The 19,411-nt window shown below is 63.8% G+C and carries 13 protein-coding genes and 1 tRNA gene; 11 read left to right on the top strand and 3 right to left on the bottom strand.

Annotation, left to right across the window (positions count from 1 at the left end; genetic code table 11):
• Window positions 1-4: 4 nt before the first annotated feature.
• The 5 genes from CAURIM_RS10430 to acpS all read left to right on the top strand — a co-directional run bounded on the left by CAURIM_RS10430 (window position 5) and on the right by acpS (window position 12,273).
• The gene (locus tag CAURIM_RS10430) at window positions 5-8,908 is read left to right on the top strand and encodes a type I polyketide synthase (protein WP_201829195.1); all 8,904 of its coding nucleotides are present in this window, start codon (window positions 5-7) and stop codon (window positions 8,906-8,908) included.
• A 97-nt stretch (window positions 8,909-9,005) separates the two neighbouring features.
• Entirely contained in the window at window positions 9,006-10,001 is a 996-nt protein-coding gene (locus CAURIM_RS10425; RefSeq protein WP_201829197.1) for a substrate-binding domain-containing protein, read from the top strand.
• The gene (locus CAURIM_RS10420) at window positions 9,998-11,056 is read left to right on the top strand and encodes an ABC transporter permease (RefSeq protein ID WP_201829199.1); all 1,059 of its coding nucleotides are present in this window, start codon (window positions 9,998-10,000) and stop codon (window positions 11,054-11,056) included. Before CAURIM_RS10425 ends, CAURIM_RS10420 begins: the two co-directional genes overlap by 4 nt.
• A gap of 2 nt (window positions 11,057-11,058) precedes the next feature.
• The gene (locus CAURIM_RS10415; protein ID WP_201829201.1) at window positions 11,059-11,811 is read left to right on the top strand and encodes an ATP-binding cassette domain-containing protein; all 753 of its coding nucleotides are present in this window, start codon (window positions 11,059-11,061) and stop codon (window positions 11,809-11,811) included.
• Between the two features lie 36 nt (window positions 11,812-11,847).
• Window positions 11,848-12,273, top strand: a complete 426-nt coding sequence (acpS, locus tag CAURIM_RS10410; protein ID WP_201829505.1) for a holo-ACP synthase AcpS — start codon at window positions 11,848-11,850, stop codon at window positions 12,271-12,273.
• Between the two features lie 13 nt (window positions 12,274-12,286).
• Here the strand turns inward: acpS and CAURIM_RS10405 are convergent, their stop codons facing one another.
• Both CAURIM_RS10405 and bcp read right to left on the bottom strand, forming a co-directional pair.
• Complete coding sequence (locus tag CAURIM_RS10405) at window positions 12,287-12,925, bottom strand: TetR family transcriptional regulator (RefSeq protein WP_070443410.1); 639 nt, start codon at window positions 12,923-12,925, stop codon at window positions 12,287-12,289.
• Between the two features lie 3 nt (window positions 12,926-12,928).
• The gene (gene bcp, locus CAURIM_RS10400; protein WP_070530010.1) at window positions 12,929-13,399 is read right to left on the bottom strand and encodes a thioredoxin-dependent thiol peroxidase; all 471 of its coding nucleotides are present in this window, start codon (window positions 13,397-13,399) and stop codon (window positions 12,929-12,931) included.
• Window positions 13,400-13,597: 198 nt separating this feature from the next.
• Between bcp and CAURIM_RS10395 the strand changes: the two genes are divergently transcribed.
• The 5 genes from CAURIM_RS10395 (at window position 13,598) to CAURIM_RS10375 (ending at window position 17,677) form a co-directional block, all read left to right on the top strand.
• On the top strand, window positions 13,598-13,876 hold the full coding sequence (locus CAURIM_RS10395; protein WP_010191207.1) for a DUF3618 domain-containing protein: 279 nt from the start codon (window positions 13,598-13,600) through the stop codon (window positions 13,874-13,876).
• Window positions 13,877-14,143: 267 nt separating this feature from the next.
• Complete coding sequence (locus tag CAURIM_RS10390) at window positions 14,144-15,280, top strand: ABC transporter substrate-binding protein (RefSeq protein ID WP_070645947.1); 1,137 nt, start codon at window positions 14,144-14,146, stop codon at window positions 15,278-15,280.
• Between the two features lie 2 nt (window positions 15,281-15,282).
• A complete protein-coding gene (locus CAURIM_RS10385; RefSeq protein ID WP_236659388.1) occupies window positions 15,283-16,398 on the top strand; it encodes a FecCD family ABC transporter permease in 1,116 nt (371 codons plus the stop codon).
• Entirely contained in the window at window positions 16,389-17,150 is a 762-nt protein-coding gene (locus CAURIM_RS10380; protein ID WP_070443416.1) for an ABC transporter ATP-binding protein, read from the top strand. Before CAURIM_RS10385 ends, CAURIM_RS10380 begins: the two co-directional genes overlap by 10 nt.
• An 11-nt stretch (window positions 17,151-17,161) precedes the next feature.
• On the top strand, window positions 17,162-17,677 hold the full coding sequence (locus CAURIM_RS10375; RefSeq protein ID WP_201829203.1) for a 2'-5' RNA ligase family protein: 516 nt from the start codon (window positions 17,162-17,164) through the stop codon (window positions 17,675-17,677).
• Window positions 17,678-17,716: 39 nt separating this feature from the next.
• Here CAURIM_RS10375 and CAURIM_RS10370 read toward each other — a convergent pair.
• Window positions 17,717-17,789: transfer RNA gene (locus tag CAURIM_RS10370), tRNA-Lys, on the bottom strand.
• Window positions 17,790-18,078: 289 nt separating this feature from the next.
• Here CAURIM_RS10370 and CAURIM_RS10365 point away from each other — a divergent pair.
• The gene (locus CAURIM_RS10365; RefSeq protein WP_070443420.1) at window positions 18,079-19,308 is read left to right on the top strand and encodes a L,D-transpeptidase; all 1,230 of its coding nucleotides are present in this window, start codon (window positions 18,079-18,081) and stop codon (window positions 19,306-19,308) included.
• Window positions 19,309-19,411: the final 103 nt, after the last annotated feature.

Here is a 19,411-nt window from a genome sequence, read left to right as displayed (position 1 = left end):
GACGGTGTCCGATTCCCACGTCTCTGTGCCTTTGGTTGCGCACTTGGGTTCCGAGCCTTTCGCGCTGTCTTTCTCCGGACAAGGCTATGCCTGGCTGCCGACGTTGCGCGACGCCCTTGCCACTGGTGTCGGGCCGCAACTGACTGAGTACCTCGCTGAGGCGGAAGAACTGCTTGCCCCACTGGACGAGGAACTCCTGCCCGCTGCGCCACACGGGTTTGCACCCCTGGCCTGGGCGGATGCGGAGCCGGCGTGGGCGCACGCGCTTGCCGACGTCCCACTTTCCACTCCCGGCATCCTCACCGCACAGCTGGCGGTGCTAGAAAACCTGCGCGCACACGGAGTAGAACTCGAGGACGCCGTGAGCAGCATCGGCCACTCCCAAGGCGTGCTCGCCGCAGCGGTGGTGAAGAAGCGCATGAGCCCAGCGGGGGCTCTGGCACTGGCGCGTCTCATCGGCGCAGCCATGGTGACTACCGCGCGCAGCGCTGGGCTCGTCCGCACCGCGCAGGGCGCACCCATGGCGGCGGTGACCGGTGCGACGAAGCAGCAACTGCATGAAGCCGGTGCCCGCATTGGCCTCGACAACGGACGGGGGCGCTTCGTCATCGTCGGAACACCGGTTGAGCTTGCCCGAGTGAAGGCCGCGCTGCAGGAGAACTCGACCCTTACGGAAGGGGAGGAAGTCAAGCCCGCCGCAGTCACCGTTTCCGACCTTGACGTTTCGGCCGCGTTCCACCATCCCACCATGCAGTATGCGGTGGAACAGGTAGAAAGCTGGGCCGGGCGAATCGGCTTGGACCCAGAAATCACCGCGCAGCTCGCGCGCGCCGTGCTCACGGACTACGTGGACTGGCCCGAGCGCGTTGATTCGGCGCTTGACGCTGGGGCTCGCTGGATCCTTGAAGTCGGGCCCACCCGCGGGGTGGAGCCGCTGACACGCGATCTCGTTGCCGGGCACGGCGTGGGCACGCTGGCCGTGGGGACAGCGCAAGGACTGGCTCAGCTCGTGGAACCGGGACGCGCACCTTCTCTGCCACGCGCGTGGTCCGAGTGGGCCCCGCGCGTGGTAAACGGGCGTCTGTCGACTGCTTTCACTCGGGCCACCGGCTACTCACCAGTCATGCTCCCCGGGATGACCCCCACCACGGTCGACCCGGACATCGTCGCCGCGGCAGCCAATGCCGGGCACTGGGCCGAATTGGCCGGCGGGGGACAGCACACCGATGCCATCCTTAAAGAGAACTTGCACACCCTGGGCCGACTGCTGCAGCCTGGGGTTAACGCCCAGTTCAATGCGCTGTACCTCGCGGCTTCCCAGTGGCGCCGCCAGATCGAGGGGCCGAATTCGATTCTGCAGGCACGCGCAGTGGGAGCGCCTATCAACGGCGTGGTGATTTCCGCTGGTATTCCGCCTGTGGAGGAGGCAATAGAGCTGGTGGGGAAGCTCCACGCAGCGAATATCCCGTGGGTCGCCTTCAAGCCGGGAACTTCGGCTCAGGTGGAGGAGGTTCTCCGCGTTGCGGACGCACTCCCTGAGACCACCGTCATCATGCAGCTGGAAGGTAACGCGGCCGGTGGCCACCACTCTTTAGAAAGTCTCGATGAGGTCCTTGTTGCTACCTACGCGCGGATCCGTGAGCACGACAATGTCCTTCTCGCCGTTGGTGGGGGAATCGGTACCCCAGCGCGTGGAGCAGAGTACCTGCTGGGCACGTGGGCGCAGCGCTACGGTCTGCCCGCAGCGCCAGTCGATGCCATCATGGTGGGCACCGCTGCCATGGCGGCGAAGGAATCCACCGCATCCAAGTCGGTAAAGCAGGCGCTCGTCGCTGCGAAGCGCGACGACGTTGTATCGGGACGCTCGGACCTGGGGGCAGACATTCACGAGCTGGACAATTCCTTTGCCCGCGCTGGGCGCCTCTTGGATGAGGCGGCCGGTGACGCTGCGGCCGTGGAGACTCACCGCGCGGAGATCATTGAGGCCATCGGGTGCACGTGCAAGCCCTATTTCGGGGACCTTAATGAGATGTCCTATTCCGAGTGGCTGCAGCGCTACCTCGAGCTGTCCTACCTGGACGGCTGGGTCGATGAATCCTGGTTGAGTCGATTCTTGCGCATGGTGGCTCGCGCCGAAGCCCGCCTTCATCCGACCGACCACGGCGAGATTGAGTTGCGCGTTGAGGTTGACCGCGAAAACCCGGCTGCGGCAAGTGCCCAACTGACCGAACTCTACGGTGACGCCGCGCTGCACCCGACCGACGCCGCATGGTTCATCCAGCTCGTGGATGGTCCGGGCAAACCCGCAAACTTTGTGCCGGTCATCGATTCTGACGTACGCCGCCGCTGGCGCCGCGACACCTTGTGGCAGGCGCACGATGAGCACTACGAGGCCGATGAGGTCTGCATCATCCCTGGCACGGCAGCCGTTGAGGGAATCGAGCAGGCCAACGGGCCGGTGGCGCAGATACTTGGCCGCTTCGAACAGGCGGCACTTGCGCTTCTTGACGAGACCGAGGATGGCTCTGGCGAGCCCGCTTTCAGCACTGAAGAGCTCATTCGCCGCGCCCCGGGGCTGAATTGGGCCGGGCGCGAGCAGCCCAACCCTCTGCGCTTGGGCCTTCATGGCGTGGAACTGGAGGCTGCCGGCGACGATGCCATGTGGTTGACCGTTCCGTTCCATTCCGGAGCTGAGCTGCGTGTGCGCATCACTTCGCCGCGCATTCCGGGCGCCTCACCACTGGTCATTGTCGACGATGCCGAATCCGCCATGCGGGAGCTGCTGCGCCAAGCTGCCGGCGGCGACCTACCTGAGGTTGATTCCGGGGCCGCAACAATCAGCGCTGACCTCAGTGCCACCGACATTGCCCAGTATGGTGCGGTGACGAGCGGGGAGATGAGCACTGCTGCCTCGCCCGATGTCCTCGTTGGCCGCGCCTGGCCGGCACTCTTCGCAGTCCTGGCCGGCGCCCACACCGAGTGCAGGGAGCCGATAGTGGAGGGCTTCCTCAACCTTGTCCACCTCGAGCACTCGCTGAGCCTCACACCGCACGCCTGGGATCGGCTTCGCAGCAGCGCCGCCCCCGACGCTGAGCCTTTGGACCTGCGCTACACCGCCGAGCTGGAGGAGGTACGCGATACACCGTCGGGGCGCGTTGTCGACATTACAGTCGGCGTGACTACAGCCGTGCGCGACGAAGAACATGAATTCGCGCAGATGCACGAGCGCTTCCTGATTACCGGACGGCATGGTGATGCATCCGAAACCAACGCGCAAGCAAACAGCCAAGAAAACAGTGCAGGGTCCTCTCTCCGTGAGACTCCGTGTTCCTTCCGCCACCGCACCACCGCGGTGGCACCGGAATCACTGCGGCCCTTCGCCGTTGTAACGGGGGATAGGAACCCCATCCACCTGTCATCGAACGCTGCGGCACTGGCGGGGCATCGTCAAGGCCCGATCGTCCACGGCATGTGGACCTCGGCGCTGGCGCAGGCGGCTGCGGCATTTGACAGCACCCGCGTCCTCGAGTGGTCCGTTAACTGGCTTGCACCCGTGCTTCCCGGCAGTGAGGTGGAGTTTGATGTGGAACGGGTGGGCGTCGACAAGCGGCGCGGCTACGGTGAGGTCCGCAGCGTGACCGCCACCAGTCAGGGCGTGCCGGTGCTGCAGGCAAGGGCGATAATGAGCAGCCCCACTACTTTCTATGCTTTCCCGGGCCAAGGCATCCAGTCCCCAGGAATGGGCATGAAGGACTACGCAGAATCCGCGGCGGCGCGCGCGGTATGGGAGCGCGCGGATAAACACACGCGGCGGAGCTTGAGCTTTTCCATCCTGGAGATCGTCCGCCATAACCCCGACACCGTGGTGGTGGATGGTGAGGCATTCACCCACCCGGATGGCGTGCTATATCTGACGCAGTTCACGCAGGTGGCTATGGCGACGCTGGGTTGCGCACAGATTGCAGCGCTTAAAGAATCCGGGGTTCTTGAAAGTTGTGCCTTCTTCGCTGGCCACTCGGTGGGCGAGTACAACGCCCTGGCCGCCTATGCCGAGGTCCTGTCCTTGGAAGCAGTGTTGGACATCGTTTATGTCCGCGGTCTAACCATGCACCGTCTGGTCGAGCGCGATTCCGCTGGGCAATCTCTCTACGGTTTCGCTGCGCTGCGCCCGAACAAGATGGGGATGAGCGCGACCGAAGCCTTTGACCATGTCGCTCGGGTCGCTGCGGATACGGGCGAGTTCCTTGAGGTGGTCAACCACAATATCGCCGGGCGACAATATGCAGTGGCCGGTACGAAAGCGGGGCTGGATGCGTTGGCGGATGACGCCGAGCGCCGCGCCCCTGGGCAGCGTGCCGTTATCCCCATTCCGGGGATTGACGTGCCCTTCCACTCCTCCCGCTTAGTGGGCGGCGTGGCAGATTTCCGCGCGCACCTCGATGTACTCATTCCTGAAGAAATCAATCTCGACCCGCTGGTGGGGCGCTATATTCCAAACCTTGTGGCGCGGCCCTTCGCGCTGAGCCGCGAGTTCGTGGAATCCATCGCCGCGGTGGTGGATTCGGAACCCATCGCGGAGATTCTGGCGGACTTCGATGGTGCCGTGGCGAGCCCGGCGCGCCTGGGCCGTACCCTGCTCATCGAGCTTCTGGCCTGGCAGTTTGCTTCCCCCGTGCGCTGGATAGAGACCCAGGATTTGCTCCTCGCGCAGCTTGGCGTGGAGCGTTTCATCGAGGTCGGTGTGGGCGCCGCGCCGACGCTGACCAACATGCTGGGCCAAACCCTGCGCCTTCCCCAGCACGCGGGCAGCGCAGACCTCGAGGTGCTCAACTATGAGCGCGACCATGGGCGAGTCTTTGCCGAAGACGCCGAGCCGGCACCCGGGCCAGCAGCGAAGGCGGTCGCAGAGCAAGCCGCACAACCGGTTAGCGCCGAAGCGGAATCGGTAGAACCTGACACACACCAGGAAGAAACCGTGCAGGCACCACGTGAGGAGGCGCCGGCCGCCATCGAGGACTGCCCGCTGAGCGTGCACCAGGCCCTCGAGATGCTTATTGCGTTGTGGACGAAGGTCCGCCCTGATCAAATGGCCGCGACTGATTCCATCGAAACCCTCGTGGAAGGCGTATCCTCCCGCCGCAACCAGTTGCTCGTTGACCTTGGCGTGGAATTCGGCATCAGCGCCATCGAGAATGCTGCGGATACACCCATCCCGCAGCTGGCGGAGAGTGTGGCGCAGCGCGCGCCGGGCTATGCACCATTCGGGGAGGTCCTCACAGAGCAGGTTGCGCAGGCGCTCAACCGGCTCACGGGACCGGCGGGTAAGAAGCCCAGCTACGTGGCCGAGCGCGTGAGCGGTACCTGGGGATTGGGGCCAGGCTGGGTCGACCGCGCGACTGTGCAGCTGGTCCTGGGTACTCGCGAGGGCTCCTCGTTGCGCGGCGGGGACTTGGCCAGCTTGCCCACGACCGGTGTGGCGTCGGTAGCTGAGCTTGATGCGCTGATTGATGCCGCCGTGTGCGCCGCCGGGGAATGTGAAGGAGTCTCACTGCAGAAGGCCGCAGCGGCAACGCCACACGAGGCCGTGGACCCGGAAGCGGTGCGCGCCTATACCGAGCGCCTTGAATCGGCGCTGGAGGACTCCGCCCGCGCCGCACTCGCCGCCCTCGGCTGTGAGGAGACCCTGATTGAGCAGGGAGACAGCGCAGCACGCACGGAGCTGGAGCAGCTCGTTGCCACGGAGCTGGGGCCGGACTGGCAGCAGCGCGTCGCCCCCGCTTTTGATGCGCGCAAGGCAGTGCTTCTCGACGACCGCTGGGCCAGCGCCCGCGAGGACATCGCCCGCGCAGGCGCCGCCGGAGAAACAGAGCCCGAACTCGACGTGCTGGGCGCCGGTGAGGAGGTAGCGCTCCTGGCCGAGCACTTCGGCTATGTGGACTTGGCCCGCGATGCCCGCACCCCGGCGGACGGGTTGCTCTTCGCTGACCAGGTAGCCGTGGTGACAGGTGGTTCACCAGGCTCAATCGCCGCGGAGCTCATCGGGGAACTGCTTGCGGAGGGCGCAACCGTGATTGCCACAACCTCCCAGCTAAGCCACGAGCGCCTGGAGTTTTATAAGGAGCTCTACCGCAGGCGGGCTGTCGGCGCGGCCGCGCTGTGGGTCCTTCCCGTAAACCTCAATTCTTTCGCGGACGTGGATGCGCTCGTGGAATGGATTGCGGCGGAGCACACCGCCACCGTGGGCGGTAAAACCGTGCAGATAAAGCCGGCCTATGTGCCGGACCTGCTCTTCCCCTTCGCCGCGCCGCGTGTGACGGGCACCCTCAAGGAGGTGGGGGCAGGGGCGGAGTCGCAAATGCGCCTGCTGCTGTGGTCGGTGGAAAAACTTATTGCGGCGCTTTCCGCTGTGGGTACGGATACACACGTGGGCCACCGCCTGCACGTGGTGCTTCCAGGCTCGCCAAACCGCGGGCGTTTCGGCAGCGATGGCGCCTACGGCGAGGCCAAGGCGGCCCTCGATGCCTTGGTTAACCGCTGGTCTTCCGAGCAATCCAGCTGGGGAGCGCGCACCTCGCTGGTGCACGCCCACATCGGGTGGGTGCGCGGCACCGGCCTGATGGGCGGCAACGATCCGCTGGTTGAGCAGGTGGAGGCCCGCGGCGTGCGGACCTTCTCAGCGAAGGAGATGGCGGTGCAGCTTCTCGACGTCACCGCGTCCCCGCAGATCCGCGCTCAGGCAGCGTCCTCACCGCTGAGCGTCGACCTCACCGGCGGGCTGGCCGATGCTGAGTTGGACCTAGCCGCACTTGCCCGGGCGTCACAGCCAGAGGAAGCAGATGCACCACTGGCAGCTGGTAGCTCGCGCGTAGAGAAGGCTTCGCGAACGGCGAAGGCCCTGCCGAACGTGCTGAAACCTGCGGAGTCGACCAGCCCCGACTTCAGTGGGGTAACGCAGACTCTCGAGGACATGGTGGTCATCGTCGGCGCGGGAGAGCTCGGTCCGCTGGGCTCCTCGCGTACCCGCTATGAGGTGGAGGTCGGCGGAGAGCTCTCCGCGGCCGGCGTGCTGGAGCTGGCCTGGAGTCGCGGACTCATTAGTTGGGATGAGCGCACAGCCGGATGGCTGACGGCCGAAGGTGAAAAGTTAGCAGAGGAAGACGTCTACGAGCGCTTCCACGACGAAGTTCTCGCTGGGATTGGTGTACGCCGCTTCCACGATGACTTCGGACCACACCTACCTATGCTGGATAACCTCGCGCCCGAGCTGACCACCATCTATCTAGAGAAGCCGCTGAGCTTCACCGTGCAGGATGAAGAGACGGCGCGCAGTTTCGTTGACAGCTGCGAGGGCGCCACACTCCGCCGCGTCGATGGCGCGACAGGTGAGGTCGAATGGCAGGTCACCCGCCCTGCTGGCTCCGCGGTGCGAGTCCCGCGGCGCGTGGCCATGACCCGCTTTGCGGGCGGCCAGATTCCGGAGGGCTTTGACCCACAGGTCTACGGCATCCCCGCGGACATGGTGGATAACCTCGACCGGCTCGCCCTGTGGAACCTGGTGTGCACAGTGGATGCCTTCCTTTCTGCAGGCTTTAGCCCGGCCGAGCTCTTAGCCCATGTCCACCCGGCGCGCGTGAGCTCCACCCAGGGAACCGGCATGGCAGGCCAGGAGGCGCTGCGCTCGCTGTACGTCGACAAGCTCTTGGCCCAGCCACGCCCCAATGACATCCTGCAGGAAGCGCTGCCCAACGTTATTGCCGCGTACGTGATGCAGTCCTATGTCGGCGGCTATGGCCAGATGGTGCACCCGGTGGCCGCCTGTGCCACGGCAGCGGTGTCGGTGGAGGAGGGCTTCGACAAGCTGCGCCTGCACAAGGCGGACTTCGTCGTGGCCGGCGGCATCGATGCCCTGTCCATCGAGGGTATTACCGGCTTTGGTGACATGGCAGCCACTGCCGATAGCGCGGAGTTGGAAGCGAAGGGGATTGAGCATCGCTTCTTCTCCCGCGCTAATGACCGCCGTCGTGCCGGCTTCGTGGAATCCGAAGGCGGCGGGACTATCCTGCTCGCCCGGGGAAGCTTTGCGGCGGAGATGGGGTTGCCAGTGCTGGGCGTGGTGGGCTTTGCCGAGTCCTTCGCTGACGGCGCGCACACCTCCATCCCCGCGCCGGGCTTGGGCGCACTTTCCGCGGCGCGGGGCGGTAGGGAGTCTCGCCTGGCTAGCTCGCTGAAGGCGCTGGGGGTCGGCCCCGACGATATCTCCGTGGTGTCCAAGCACGATACCTCCACCAACGCCAACGACCCCAACGAATCTGACCTGCACGAGCGCATCGCCGCCGCCCTCGGCCGCAGCCCCGGCAACCCGCTGTATGTGATATCGCAGAAGAGCCTGACCGGGCATGCCAAGGGCGGTGCCGCCGCCTTCCAACTCATCGGTCTGACCCAGGTACTGCGCAGCGGAATTCTCCCGCCGAACCGTTCCCTGGACTGCGTCGACCCCGTGCTGCGCCGCCACGAGCACCTGCTGTGGCTGCGCCAGCCGCTGGACCTTCGCCGCACCCCGCCGAAGGCGGGCCTGGTGACATCTCTGGGCTTCGGGCACGTCTCCGCCCTCATCGCGCTGGTTCACCCGAGTGCTTTCTTTGCCGCATTGGCCCGGGAGCAGGGTGAGGGCGTGGCCGAAGCCTGGCGGGTGGCCGCCGCCGATCGCGAGCTGCGTGGACTGCGGCGCTTAGAAGAAGGCATGCGCGGTGGGCCATCGCTGTACGAGCGGCCGGTAAAGCGCAACTTGGGAGCAGGCACAGCTGACGAGGTAGCTGAACGTGAGGCAGCAACGCTGCTGAGCGAATCCGCTCGGCTTCGCAACGGCATCCTCGAACCGGAGGGAGGAGACACAACGAAACGGGGGTAGCAGGCGCTAGAGTATCCCCAGCGTGTCCCCTCTGGAACGATAAAGAAGCAGGTCAGGCGGGTTGGAGAAGTCCCCCAATCTGGGGCACCATGCAAGGGTGAATAAAGCTAAGAAGCCACTACTAGGCCTTATTTCGGTAGCCGCTGCCACCCTTCTTGCCGCCTGCTCCGCCACCGGTGGTGCGCCCCGTCCCGAAGCTGACGGTGAGCTAGCCGGTGGCGTCGACACCGAGCGTCTTGTCGTTGCCATGATTTCCCATGGCGCACCAGGTGATACGTACTGGGATCTCGTGCGTAAGGGCGCGGAGGACGCCGCGCGCAAGGACAATATCGAGTTGCGTTACTCTTCCGACCCGGAAGCGCCCAACCAGGCAAACTTGGTCCAGTCCGCCATCGACTCCGGGGTGGATGGCATCGCCGTGACCATGCCCAACGCTGGGGCGATTGGACCGGTGGCCAAGAAGGCCGTGGATGCTGGCATCCCCACCGTGGGGCTTAACGCCGGCATGGATGATTACCAGAAATACGGCATGAGCGCCTTCTTCGGCCAAGAGGAAAAGGTAGCCGGCACCAAGGCCGGCGAGCGCCTCAAAGACGATGGCGCCAAGCACGTACTGTGCGTCATCCACGAGCAGGGCAACTCCTCGCAGGAGTCGCGCTGTGCCGGCGTGAAGGACGGGCTGGACAACGGCGAGGTTGAGATCCTGTACGTCAACGGCAAGGATCTCACCACCGCGCAGTCCACCATCAACGCGAAGCTGAGCCAGGACCCGTCCATTGACTGGGTCATGGCGCTGCAGGCCTCCGTGGCCATGCGCTCCGCCGACGCGGTTGCTGACGCCGCCTCCGAGGCCAAGGTCTCCACCTTCGACACCAACGCCGAGCTTGTCGACGCCATTGCGGATAAGCGTATCCAGTGGGCCGTCGATCAGCAGCCCTATATGCAGGGCTACCTTGCCGTCGACTCGCTGTGGTTGGCACACCGCAACGGTTCCACCATGGGCGGCGGACGCCCCGTGTACACCGGCCCCTCCTTCGTGGATTCCACCAACGTGGACATCATCTCCGAATCCGCTAAGGCAGGCCTGCGATGAGCGAAGCCACGACTGCATCAGACGAGGCGCAATCAACCCCCGCCGATACCCGCCTGACCCGCCGCAGCGGCTTCGCGCGCTTCATCCGCCGTCCGGAACTGGCCAGCTTGCTCGGCGCGGTGGTCATCTTCGTCCTTTTCATGATCGTGGCGCCCGCCTTCCGCTCGGTGGAGGCCTTCTCCACGGTGCTTTACGCCAGCTCCACGTTGGGCATCGTGGCTCTGGCGGTGGGCCTGCTCATGATTGGTAATGAGTTTGATTTGTCCTCCGGCGTGGCGGTGACCTCCGCGGCGCTCGTGGCCACCATGCTCAACTACAACTTCCACCTCAACTCGTGGGTGGGCGTGGGCCTTTCCCTGCTGACCGCACTGGCCATCGGTGCGCTCAACGGCTTCCTGGTGGTGCGCACCAAGATCGACTCCTTCCTTATTACTCTGGCGGCCTTCCTTATGCTGCAGGGTCTCAACCTGGCGATTACCAAGCTGGTCACCGGCCAGGTGGCCACCCCCACCATTTCGGACATGGAAGGCTTCGATTCTGCCCGCGTCATTTTTTCCGGCACCATCCACATCGGCAGCTTGAGCATCCGCGCCACCGTCATCTGGTGGATCCTCTTCGTCGCCATCGCCTCGTGGGTGCTCTACAAGACGCGCTGGGGAAACTGGGTCTTTGCCGTCGGCGGTGACGATGAAGCCGCCCGCGCCGTCGGCGTTCCCGTGCGCCGCGTCAAGGTGGCGCTGTTCATGCTCGTCGGATTTGCAGCGTGGTTCGTGGGCATGCACACCCTTTTTGCCTTCGATTCCATCCAGGCCGGCCAGGGTATTGGCAACGAGTTCCTCTACATCATCGCTGCGGTCATTGGAGGCTGCTCCATGACCGGCGGGCGCGGTACCGCGGTGGGCACCGCCATCGGCGCGCTTATTTTCGGCATGACCAACCAGGGCATCGTGTACGCCGGCTGGAACCCCGACTGGTTCAAGTTCTTCCTCGGCGCGATGCTGCTCTTTGCCGTGCTCACGAACACTTCCGTGGCCAACTTTACGAGGAAGCGATAACCATGATTGAGTTGCACGATATTTCCCAAACATTTGGCAACTTCCACGCCCTGCGCGGTATCAACCTCCGCGTCAAGGAAGGCGCAGTGACCTGCGTGCTGGGTGATAACGGCGCGGGTAAATCCACGCTGATTAAAATCCTCGCCGGCCTCAACCAGCCCACCGGCGGCACTATCACCGTCGATGGGGAAGAGGTGAATCTCACGAGTCCGCGCGATTCCCTCGATGCCGGAATTGCCACCGTGTACCAGGATTTGGCGCTAGTGCCCTCGCTGTCTGTGTGGCGTAACTTCTTCCTAGGCCAAGAGCTCACCGGGGCGCTGGGGAGCTTGCGTGAGGAGGAAATGAAGCGCATTACGCACGAGCAGTTGTCCGAGATGGGCATTGAGCTTGGCGATGTCTCCGTGGAACTCTCCGCCCTCTCCGGTGGCCAGCGCCAGGTGGTCGCCATTGCCCGCGCCATCTACTTCGGCGCGCGCTACATCATCCTGGATGAGCCCACCGCCGCGCTCGGCGTGAAGCAATCAGGCATGGTGCTGCGCTTTATCGACGCCGCCCGCGAACGCGGCATGGGCGTGGTGTTTATTACGCACAACCCGCAACACGCCTACCTCGTGGGCGATCACTTCATCGTGCTCACGGTGGGGCAGATGTCTCTCGACGCTTCCAAGGAGGAGGTCACGCTGCCGGAGCTGACCCAGTGGATGGCCGGCGGCGACGAATTGGAGGAGCTCAAGCAGGAGCTGGCGCGCTAGACCACGGTTGGCGCAACTAAGCTGGTCTGCATGACTATGAGTGGCGTGAGCGTGGGCACCGACTTGGTGCACATTCCGTCCTTTGCCCAGCAATTGGAGCTTCCCGGCACACGTTTTGCGCGGGTCTTCAGCGCCTCCGAGCTGCGCGTGGCGCGGGCTCGTGGGCTAATCGGTGCTGCCCGCGCGCAGCACTTCGCGGGGCGCTGGGCAGCGAAGGAGGCCTTCATCAAGGCGTGGTCGCAAGCGCTCTACGGGCGCCCGCCGGTCCTGGCGGAGGAGGCCGTGGACTGGGCCGAGATTGAGGTCCGCCCGGATGCGTGGGGGCGCGTGGCAGTTGAACTGCGCGGGGAGATTGCCCGGCTCGCGCGGGAATCCCTGGGGGATTTTTCTACGGCGTTGTCGATCAGCCACGATGGTGACTACGCCACCGCTACCGTGCACCTTTCGCGGCACACGCCATAACCCACGCCATGACCTAGGCGCTGGTCGCGATGGCGAAGAGGTAGGCGATGAGCATGCGCTTAATCTCTTCCACCACGCCATCGAAGCTCTCCTCGGAGCGCATGGTGCTGTAGTTGAGCAAGGACACCACGGTGTGGACGAGGAAGGCGGCGATTTCCACTCGGGCGTCGGCGTCCATGCCCTGGGCAAGAGGCTCGATGATTTCCGCGATGGGCTTGAGCAGGCTGAGCTCCGTGTCGGCGGCCGTGGCGCGGGTCGCGGGTGTGGACTGCACGGCGTGCCACACCGCGCGGCGAGAGGGGTCGTTGCGCCAGACGCGGGCCATACGGTCGATGAATTCTTCCAGGAAGTCCGGCCACTGCAGGGCCGGCACGCGCTGGGAAAAACGCTCGACCTCCGCCTGCATTGCGGCGGTGTCTTGGCGGTCGAGCTCGCAGATCAGCACGTACTTGTTGGCAAAGTACTGGTAGAGCGTGCCAATCGGTACTTCCGCGCGGCGCGAGACCTCGTCGAAGGTAAAAGACTCAAAGCCATGGTCCACGAGCGTCTGACGCGCGCAGGACAAAATCCGGTCATACTTGGCCCGGCTGCGTGCCTGCGCTGGGCGGCGCCTAGGGACCAGAATCTCCGGTGACTTCGAGCTAGATTCCACGGCCTAGTTGAGCCCCTTGAGCACGCGTGCGACGTGGCCGGTGGCCTTGACGTTGTACATGGCCTGGCCGATCGTGCCGTCTTCCTCGACGAGGAAGGTAGAGCGGATAACACCCTGGACGATCTTGCCGTAGTTTTTCTTCTCGCCGAAAGCAGCATAAGCCGTCATGACCTCCTTGTCGGGGTCAGACAGCAACGGGAAATTCAGCTCGTGGTCCTCGCGGAACTTCGCCAGTGCCTCGGGCTTGTCAGGGGAGATTCCCACCACGGCGATGTTCATGCCATTGAGTTGTTCCAGGCTGTCGCGGAAGTCGCAGGCTTCCTTCGTGCAGCCAGGGGTGTTGGCGCGCGGGTAGAAATAAACCACGACGCGCTGGCCGGCGTAGTCGCTCAGGCTCACGGTGTTGCCGGCATCATCGCTCAAGGAAAAAGCGGGGGCTTTGTCCCCTACGGACAGTCGTTGTGCTTCAGTCATGGTGTCTACCTTACCGTGCTCTGTTCAAGGGCTCTTTCGCTCATCGATGTTCACTCGGTGCAGCGTGGGTGAGATAAACGTTGACCGACTCTGCAGACACGCTGGCGGTCAATGTAGAATGTCCACGTTAGAACCACAACGGTTAGATAGAAGCTAACCGCAACAACACCGAACGAAGTCAAAATTCAGGAGATTCACGTGGCACGCAACATTGATGATATCCAGCGCGACATCGAGCGCACCCGCCGTCAGCTGGCTAGTACCTTGGATGAGCTCGCTGATCGCAGCAAGCCGCAGAACTTCGTCGAGGATGCTAAGGGCGCGGCAACCCAGAAGCTGCAGGAGCGCAATGTGCAGATGGCGCTCGCCGGCGTTGGCGCGGCCGTCGTAGGCCTCATCGCTTTTTCCGTCTTCCGCTCCAAGCGCCGTAAGTCCGATATCAAGGAGCTGCAGCGCCTGCTCGCTGAGCGTCGCTAGCGCGGGCGCGCGCCAGTGGGCGCGACTGCGCGCAGAGAGGCCCTGCCTTGGGGAATGCCTGGGGTGGGGCCTTTTTACGCTCCGCATAAATTAGAAAGAGCATTGCCTACCCTATGACAGCTTTGGGTAGCCTTACCTGACTGTGTAGTATGAACCTCCGGACAGACCGCAAGACGAAAGTTTGAAGGAGAAATTGTGCTTCACGTATCGACGCCTGCAGGTCAGGCATCCCGTCCACGCACCGGGCGAGTGGTAGGGGCGTGCGCCATGGTGGCGGCGCTGGCCGGCGCGCTGGCGGGCTGTGCCGCCGACAATGCCGGTGCTGGCAGCGAGCAGGCCGGGACTGCTGCTGTGAGTTTCACAGACCTTGCCGGCCGCCAGGTGGAGCTGGACCACGCGCCGGAACGCGTCATCCTGGGAGAGGGCCGCAGTGTCTTTGCCACCGGCATCCTCAACAAGGAAGACCCGCTGGACAAGGTCGTGGCCATCGGATCGGACCTGAAGCAGAATGTGCCCGACTACTACCGCGAGCTGGAAAAGACCACGCCCAAAGTCAACGAGCTGCCGGAAATCGGCGGCTTCACCAAGGGTGACGTCACCGTGGAGGAGCTCATCAGCCTCGACCCGGACCTCATCGTGCTCTCCAAGGATCAATATGAGGCCTCCCAGACCGCCGGGCTCACCGACAAGCTGGACCAGGCTGGCCTGACCTATGCCGTCACAGACTTCCGTTCCAAGCCCTTGGAGAACACCGTGCCCACCATGGAAATCTTCGCCGATATCTTCGGCCACGAGGACCGCGCGGAGGAGTTCATCGCAGACTGGCAAAAGAACGTTGACCTGGTAACTGAGCGCGCAAAGAAGGCGCAGGATAAGCCGTCCACCTTCGTGTGGCGTGCAGCAGGTATCTCAGATTGCTGCGGCTCGTGGAATGACTCCAACATTTCTGAACTGGTCAACGTCGCCGGCGGAAAGAACGTGGCAGATGGCATCATCGAGGGCGAGTCCGGCGCACTGACCCCGGAGAAGGTCATCGATGTCGATCCCGACATGGTCATCGCCACCGGCGGTGACTGGTCCACCAAGGTGGATAACGCAAGGGGCCACACCGGTTTCGCCGCTACTGGCTATGGCATCAGCGAAAAGGATGCCCACGACAGCGCCAAGACGCTGGCCAGCGTCCAACCTGGTTTTGAGGACCTCTCTGCCGTCAAGGAGCACAACCTCCACGGCCTGTGGCACCAGTTCTACAACTCGCCCTTCAACTACCTGGCGCTCCTCCAGATCGCCGCGTGGCTCCACCCGGAGGACTACGCAGACGTCAACGTTCAGCAAGAATGGGCCGAAGCCCAAGAGAAATACTCGCCCGTCCCCGGCGACGGAACCTTCTTCAGCACCAACTAGTCATGAGCATTCTCACATCAACCACGCGCACGGCAAACCCTGAACGAACCACGCGCGCAGAAACCGCGGAACTTCCTGTGGAGGCCCTCGCACACGAACATTCCCGCGTGACCCGCCGCCGCATCGCCATCGTCGCCGGGCTTATCGCCGTAGCACTCGCCGCCTTCGTCGTGAGCGTGATCGTTGGCGCCATCGACCTCACCACGGGGCAGGTGCTGCGGGGGATGGTGGACCCGGGAGGCGTCGACAAGCAAACGCGTACAGTCCTGTGGAGCCTGCGCCTGCCTATGGCCGTCATGGCGCTGCTCATCGGGGCTAGCCTGTCACTGGCTGGCGCGCAGATGCAGACCATCCTGGATAATCCGCTGGCGGAGCCTTTTACCCTCGGCATCTCCGCGGCGGCTGCTTTCGGCGGGGCCAGCGCCATCGTTCTGCGGTGGCAGCTCCTGGCCCAGCCGCAGTTCAACCTCGCGCTCATCGCGTGGCTGTCGGCGGCGCTGGCCACGGCCATCATCGTCGTCGCCGCCGTCATCCGCGGTGCGAAGTCCGAGACGATGGTGCTGCTCGGTATCGGCCTCGTCTTCTTCTTCCAGGCCATGTTGGCGCTCATCCAATACCGCTCTTCTAGCGAGGCTCTCCAGCAGATCGTTTTCTGGTCCATGGGTTCCCTCACCCGCGCTAGCTGGCAGGCCAACGCCGTGCTGGCCGGCGTGCTTGCGGTGGCGATTCCCATCCTGGGGGCGCTGTCGTGGCGGCTGACGGCGTTGCGGCTTGGCGACGCCCGCGCCACCGCCCTCGGCATCAACACTTCCCGCCTGCGCGTGATTGTTCTCGTCGTGGTCTCACTCGTCGCGGCAACCACCGTGGCTTTTGCCGGCATCATCGGATTTATCGGCCTGGTGGGCCCGCACATCGCACGCATGTTGGTAGGCGAGGACCAGCGCTACTTCGTGCCGGCCTCCATGGCCGCGGGCGCGGCGGTGATGTGCGCCGCCCACGCGCTAAGCCTCCTGATTAAGCCCGGGCTGGCCATCCCCATTGGCATCGTCACCTCGCTTCTGGGCGTGCCGTTCTTCATCGCCATCGTCATGACCCGAAGGAGGGCATTGTGGACGTAGAACTCACCATCACCGATCTATCTGCCGGCTATGGCTCGCGCACGGTGGTGGACGGGCTGAGCCTTCCCACCCTGTGCGGCGGGCAGGTCGTGGGGCTGCTGGGGCCGAACGCGTCCGGCAAGACCACCACCATCAAGACGCTCGCCGGGGTGCACCGCGCGCGGGGTGGCACGGTGGGCTTTCGCGTCGACGGCCAGGTTCCGAGCGGACAGCGGCGCCGCCAGCTTATCGGCTATGTGCCGCAGGGGCTGCCGCACACCGCGGCGCTGCGGGCGTTTGAGGCGGTGCTGATTGCGGCGCGTCGGGAAGCATGTGAGGACCCCGTCACCCGCACCGCCGAGGTCCTGCACTCCATGGGGCTCGACGACATTGCGCAGCGCTACCTCAACGAGCTCTCCGGCGGCCAGCGCCAGCTCGTCGCCGTGGCGCAGATGCTGGTGGGGACCCCTGGGCTCATGCTTCTCGACGAACCCACCTCCGCCCTCGATCTCAACCGCCAGCTCTTCGTCTTGGGCCGCGTGCGGGCAAAAGCTCGGGAGGAAGGCAGCCTCGCGTTGGTAGCGATTCATGACATCAACCTGGCGGCCCGGATGTGTGACCAGCTCGTCGTGCTCCACGGTGGCAAGGCCCGCGCCCATGGCGCGCCGGGGGAGGTGCTCACGGAGGAACTCTTGCGCGAGGTCTACGGCGTAGAGACGGATGTGCTGGACCACCGCGGGCAACCCGTCGTGGCGCTGCGGGAGGTTAGTTAGACTCGGGCCGTGTGAGCCGAAATTCGCCCGAGAACCTCCTGTTGTACCTCACCCCGGAGGACGAAAACACCATCCGGGAAGTCTACGCAGCCCTGGCTCAGCGTGGCTTTCCGGTGCAGCACCAGCGCCCACACATTACGGTGACGTTCGCGCCGGTGCTCGAGACTTCAGTCGTTGACGAGGCTCGCAGCCTGCTCCCACCGCTGATGCCGGCGCAATTTCATCGCGTAGGAACGGTGGTCTTCGGAAGGAAAAGCAAGCAGACCGTGGCCTGGCTTCTGGAGACCACCGATGAGCTAGAAATTGCGGCGCGGAAGATAAGCGCTAAGAACCCCGAGGGGCGCGGACCACGGTGGACGCCGCATCTGACGATGGGCCTGCGCCTGCCCCGGGCGCTGGTGCCTGACTATATGCGCGCCCTCGATGAGATTGCCGGGCCGGAGCATAAAGAATTCAGGGCAGAATCTGCCGCCTGGTGGCGGCCCAAGACGCAGCGCCTGGAGGTCTTTGGGGCGGCCACGGAATGAGGAAACCCCCTTCATCGAAGGATGAAGGGGGTTGAACTGTGCGCCATCAGGGAATCGAACCCCGAACCCACTGATTAAGAGTCAGTTGCTCTGCCAATTGAGCTAATGGCGCTTGTGTTTACTCGGTGACTGCTGATTTCCTCAGTGCCTGCCGTGCAACGAGATGTAACTTTAACACCCTCTTTGTAAAAAGGTAAAATCGCCAGGTAGTTGGTGGTTTATTGGGGTCTTCGGTGGTGGCGTTGTGGCCGCTTTGAAGGAGGGGCGAATTGGGTGCGCAACGGGTGGGTAACGAAACGGTTAAGGGTGGTGGCGTCAACTGGTTTGAGAGGTGCGCTGGCGGTTAGGCTATGAGAACTCTTGTCATTGTCTTTAATCATTTCTATGAGCTAGGGGTTTCTGTGCGTTCTCTATTCCCTTCTGCACGTCCCGCAGTACTTCTCTCGAGCCTCGTTGCAACGGCTTCCCTTCTGGCCGCCTGCACCATCGGCGGGGCCGCGGATTCTGGCCCAGCCGAAAACCAATCGGAAGCAGATGCTCAGACGAGTGCTTCGGCGGAGGCGTCGGCCTCGGCAGCCGCTAAAGCGAAGCAGCTGAAGTTTTCCGTCAAGGACGGTGCTAGCAATGTTGATCCATCCGAACCGGTAGAAGTGAACTCCCCGGCTGGCCTGAAGTCGGTGACGATGACCAACGAGGCTGGCATTGAAGTGGAAGATGAGCTGTCCTCGGACTCGACCACGTGGAAGAGTGCTGAGGTGTTGGGATATAACCGCACGTACACCATCGATGCCACGGACAAAGATGGCACCCACAAGACCATCACGTTCACCACCCCGCAGGCCGCAGGGGTATCCGAGGTAGCTTTGAGCCCACTGCCGGACTCCGAAGTAGGCGTGGGTCAGGTTATCGGCGTGCGCTTTGGCAACTACGTCACTGACCGCAAGGCGGCCGAAAAGGCCATTACGGTCAAAACAGAGCCCGCCGTCGACGGTGCTTTTTACTGGGTGAATAACCAGGAGGTGCGCTGGCGCCCGGAAAACTATTGGGAGCCGGGTACGAAGGTGACTGTTGACGTCGACCTGTACGGTCGCAACCTCGGCGGCGGTGTCTACGGCGGCGAGGATGCCTCAACCAACTTTACTATCGGCGACCGCGTCATCACGCTGATCGATAACAACACGAAGATGATGTCGGTGTTCAAGAATGGTGAGGTGCTGCGCCGCATTCCTGTCTCGATGGGCAGGGATGGCCAGTGGGATACCCCGAACGGCGCCTACATCATCGGTGACCAGTACCCGTCCCTCACCATGGACTCGACTACCTTTGGCCTGGCTCTCGACGCTGGCGGTTACAAGACCGACGTTCAGTGGGCGACGCAGATGTCCTATTCCGGAATCTATGTCCATGCGGCGCCTTGGGCTGTGGGTGCGATGGGCAGTTACAACCAGTCCCACGGCTGTATCAATGTAACTACTGAGGCTGCTCAGTGGTTCCAAAACACGGTCAAACGCGGCGATATCGTGAGGGTTTCCAACACCGGCGGTGGTGTGCTGAGTGCGCTCGATGGTCTAGGGGACTGGAATATGGATTGGGCTACCTGGTCTGCGGGCAATGCTACCGCTAATCAGTAGCTCCCCGGGGATCGATCGGGGTGCACCCGAAAGTTAAAACAGCTAATTCGGCGTCAGTGGCCTAAATGGCTGTAACGGGCAGCATTGCGACGTGCGCGCACGT

The organism is Corynebacterium aurimucosum (assembly GCF_030408555.1).
GTDB lineage: Bacteria > Actinomycetota > Actinomycetes > Mycobacteriales > Mycobacteriaceae > Corynebacterium > Corynebacterium aurimucosum.
Note: the sequence above shows the minus strand (reverse complement) of the source record. Positions and strands in the feature narration are given on the sequence as shown.